Below are 3,009 nucleotides of genomic sequence, written 5' to 3'. Positions count from 1 at the left end.
GAATCGGCTGCGGCGGCCGGGCTTTCCCAGACGAAGACTTCGCCGGAATCCGGATCCTCCGCGTCACGCCCGGCGGTCTCCGGCGGCGGGGGCGCGGCGGGCTGCGGGACGGGGACGGGACGCGGCCGCGACGACCAGGCCTCGAGCCGCTCGATGATCCGGTCCTCGCTCGGCTGGGGATCCTGCGCCGGATTGACGAACCAGCGCGTGTGGCAGGCGGTGCATTGCACATGCCGGCCGCCCTGCGGGATCAAATGCGCCGCGACCTCGTATGCGGCACCGCAGCTCGGACATTTCAGGCGCATCGCGGTTCCAGTTCGGCCCGGGGGGCTGCAACTCGCCGCATCGGCGAATCGGGCCGGACCCTTCTAGCGGTGACGTCTCTTCATTCCAAGTCGCGGGCAGGTTGCGCGCCTGCGGCGGCCATGTATAAGGCCCGCGGAAGGCGTCGGAGGACCCCGTGATCGAATTCGAGAATGTGGGGTTCAGCTACGGGAAGGCGGCGATCCTCGAGGACGCCAACCTGGCCATCGCCCCGGGGTCCTTCCATTTCCTCGTCGGGCCGTCCGGGGCGGGGAAGACGACGTTCCTGCGCCTCTGCTATCTCGACCTGGTGCCTACGAGCGGGCATCTGCGCTTCTTCGGGCGACGCATCTCGGCCCGCGACCGGAACGCCATCGCGGATCTGCGCCGGGCGGTCGGGGTGGTGCATCAGGATTGCCGGTTCATCGATCACCTGCCGCTGATCGAGAACATCGCGCTGCCGCTCCGGGTGAGCGGCGTCGAGATGCGCGAGCGGGCCGACGACCTCGCGGCGCTCTTGGAATGGGTCGACCTGACCGACCGGATCGACGCGCTGCCGAGCGAATTGTCCGGCGGCGAGCGCCAGCGCGCCGCGGTGGCGCGGGCGGTGATCCTGAGCCCGGAGATGATCCTCGCCGACGAGCCGACGGGCAACATCGACTGGGACATGTCCATGCGGCTCCTGACGCTGCTCGTGGAGCTGAACCGCATGGGCAAAACCGTCCTGATCGCCACCCACGACCTGAACCTGATCCGCGCCGCCAAGGCCCGGGTGCAGGCCCGGGTGCTGCGGTTGTCGGACGGGCGGATCCTGCCGGCCGGAGCCGATCTGTGAGCGCGCCGGCGTCGGGGCGTCGGAGGCGCTCGCGGTTCGGCGCGGCGGACCGGATCGTGCCGCCGGGGGCGCAATCGGCGCGCTCGGTGGGGGTGATGGCGGCGATCCTCGCCTTCTTCGCGGCGGTCGCGCTGGCGCTGGCGCTGGCCGCCGGGCGGCTGGCCGAGAATTGGGCGGGCGAGCTCGCCGAGACCGCCACGCTGCAGATCTTCACCGACGAGCCGGATGTGGAGGATCAGGCGCGGGCGGCGCTCAACGTGCTGCGCACCACGCCGGGCGTGCGCTCGGTGCGCATGATCGAGGTTGAGGAGCAGCGCGCCCTGCTCGAGCCCTGGCTGGGGCCGGAAGCCGCACTGGACGGCCTGCCGCTGCCGCTTCTCATCGATGTCGGGCTCGATTCGGCGGCATTCGACCGCGAGAGCCTGGAGCTGCGGCTCGCGGCCGAGGCGCCGGCGGCGGTCTTCGACGACCACGGCGCCTGGCGCGGGCCCCTGGTGCTGACCGCCGAGCGGCTGCGGGTCTTCGCGCTGGCCTCTCTCGGTCTGCTGGCGCTCTGCTTCGCGGCGGCGCTGAGCCTCGCCGCCCATGCCGCGATCGCGGCGAGCGGCCAGGTCATCCAGACGCTGCGGCTGGTGGGCGCGCGCGACGGCTTCGTCGCCTCGGCCTTCACCCGGCGCTTCGCGCTGCAGGCGGGGATCGGCGCGGCGGTCGGGACCGCCCTGGGGCTGGTCCTGCTGGCGCTGCTGCCCCAGGCGAGCGAGCCGGGATTCTTCCTCGTGGGGATCGGGCTCGCCGGCTGGCACTGGATCCTGCCGCTCGCGATCCCGGTCGCGAGCGCCGGTATCGCCTGGGCGGCGACCGCCCGGGCGGTCCGGCGCAACCTGCTCAAGTGGAGCTAGGGGACCCGATGATGCTGCTGATCCGCTCGCTTCTCTTCGATGTCTGCCTCTACGGGCTGATGGCGGTCATGGGCATCTGCTGCGCGCCGATGGCGATCTGGTCGGTGGACGGCGCCTATCTGGCGATCAAGGCCTATTGCCGCGCCGTCTTCTGGTGCCTGCGCGTGATCTGCGGCCTGAAAGTCGAAGTGCGCGGGACCATCCCCTCGGGCGACGTGATCGTCTGTTCCAAGCACCAGTCGTTTCTCGACATCCTCATCCTTTCGTCGGTGCTGCCGCGGGCGAAGTTCATCATGAAGAAGGAGCTGCGCTGGGCGCCGGTGCTCGGGCTCTATGCGCTGCGCATCGGCTCCACGCCGGTCAATCGCGGCCAGCGGGCCAAGGCCATGCGCGACATGGTCGCCCATGTGGAGCGCGGCGAGGCGAGTGCGGGGCAGCTGGTGATCTATCCGCAAGGCACGCGGGTCGCGCCGGGGGCCCGCCGGCCCTACAAGGTCGGGGCGGGGGTCCTCTACGAGCGGCTGGGCAGGCCCTGCGTGCCGGCGGCCACCAATGTCGGGGTGTTCTGGGGCCGGCGCAGCCATCTGCGGCGGCCCGGGACGGCGGTGCTGGAATTCCTCGAGCCGATCCCGGCGGGCCTGGGCGTCGCGGAATTCATGGCCCGGATCGAGCCGCTGGTCGAGGCGCATTCGGACCGGCTGATGCGCGAGGCAGGCTTCGACCCCGGTGCGGAGCCCTCGGCGGCCTGAGGCCGCTGGCGGGTCCGAGCAGCGACCCCTGACGCCAAAGCCTCCTGCGCGTGTCGATGGTCGCTTGCCCGATCGACCGGTGTCGATCGGGCCGCGCCGGCCCTGCCGGGGGCCGGCGCGCTTTGCACGCCGTCCAGGGCCGACGCGTCCCGACCCTCGACCGACGGTGACGCTGCACCTCCCTCGCCCTGCGGCTCGCGCCTCCGGGCGACCGGACCGGGCA

General features: G+C 72.0%; 4 protein-coding genes. 3 read left to right on the top strand and 1 reads right to left on the bottom strand.

Annotated features, from left to right (window positions below; all coding sequences use genetic code 11):
* The coding region (locus V7050_RS19990; protein WP_324411131.1) for a zinc-ribbon domain-containing protein at positions 1-305 on the bottom strand (305 nt) is incomplete at its 3' end.
* Between the two features lie 155 nt (positions 306-460).
* Here V7050_RS19990 and V7050_RS19985 point away from each other — a divergent pair.
* From V7050_RS19985 to V7050_RS19975, 3 genes are read left to right on the top strand one after another with little or no spacing between them, the layout of a single operon-like run.
* Positions 461-1,138 carry a cell division ATP-binding protein FtsE gene (locus V7050_RS19985; protein WP_324368780.1) on the top strand — a complete coding sequence of 226 codons (678 nt, stop codon included), beginning with the start codon at positions 461-463 and terminating at the stop codon, positions 1,136-1,138.
* Positions 1,135-2,037 (top strand): cell division protein FtsX, encoded by a 903-nt coding sequence (locus tag V7050_RS19980; RefSeq protein WP_324368778.1) that lies wholly within the window; start codon positions 1,135-1,137, stop codon positions 2,035-2,037. The genes V7050_RS19985 and V7050_RS19980 overlap by 4 nt, the downstream gene beginning before the upstream one ends.
* Positions 2,038-2,045: 8 nt before the next feature.
* A complete protein-coding gene (locus V7050_RS19975) occupies positions 2,046-2,786 on the top strand; it encodes a lysophospholipid acyltransferase family protein (RefSeq protein ID WP_324368776.1) in 741 nt (246 codons plus the stop codon).
* The last annotated feature ends 223 nt before the right edge of the window (positions 2,787-3,009 follow it).

The organism is Amaricoccus sp., assembly GCF_036846665.1.
In the GTDB taxonomy this organism is placed as follows: Bacteria; Pseudomonadota; Alphaproteobacteria; order Rhodobacterales; family Rhodobacteraceae; genus Amaricoccus.
The sequence above is the reverse complement of the archived record's forward strand: the minus strand, read 5'-3'. Positions and strand labels throughout refer to the sequence as shown.

What these genes read in the sequence shown, in the direction of transcription:
- V7050_RS19975 (WP_324368776.1), top strand. Translation starts at nt 2,046, where the DNA reads ATGATGCTGCTGATCCGCTCGCTTCTCTTCGATGTCTGCCTCTACGGG.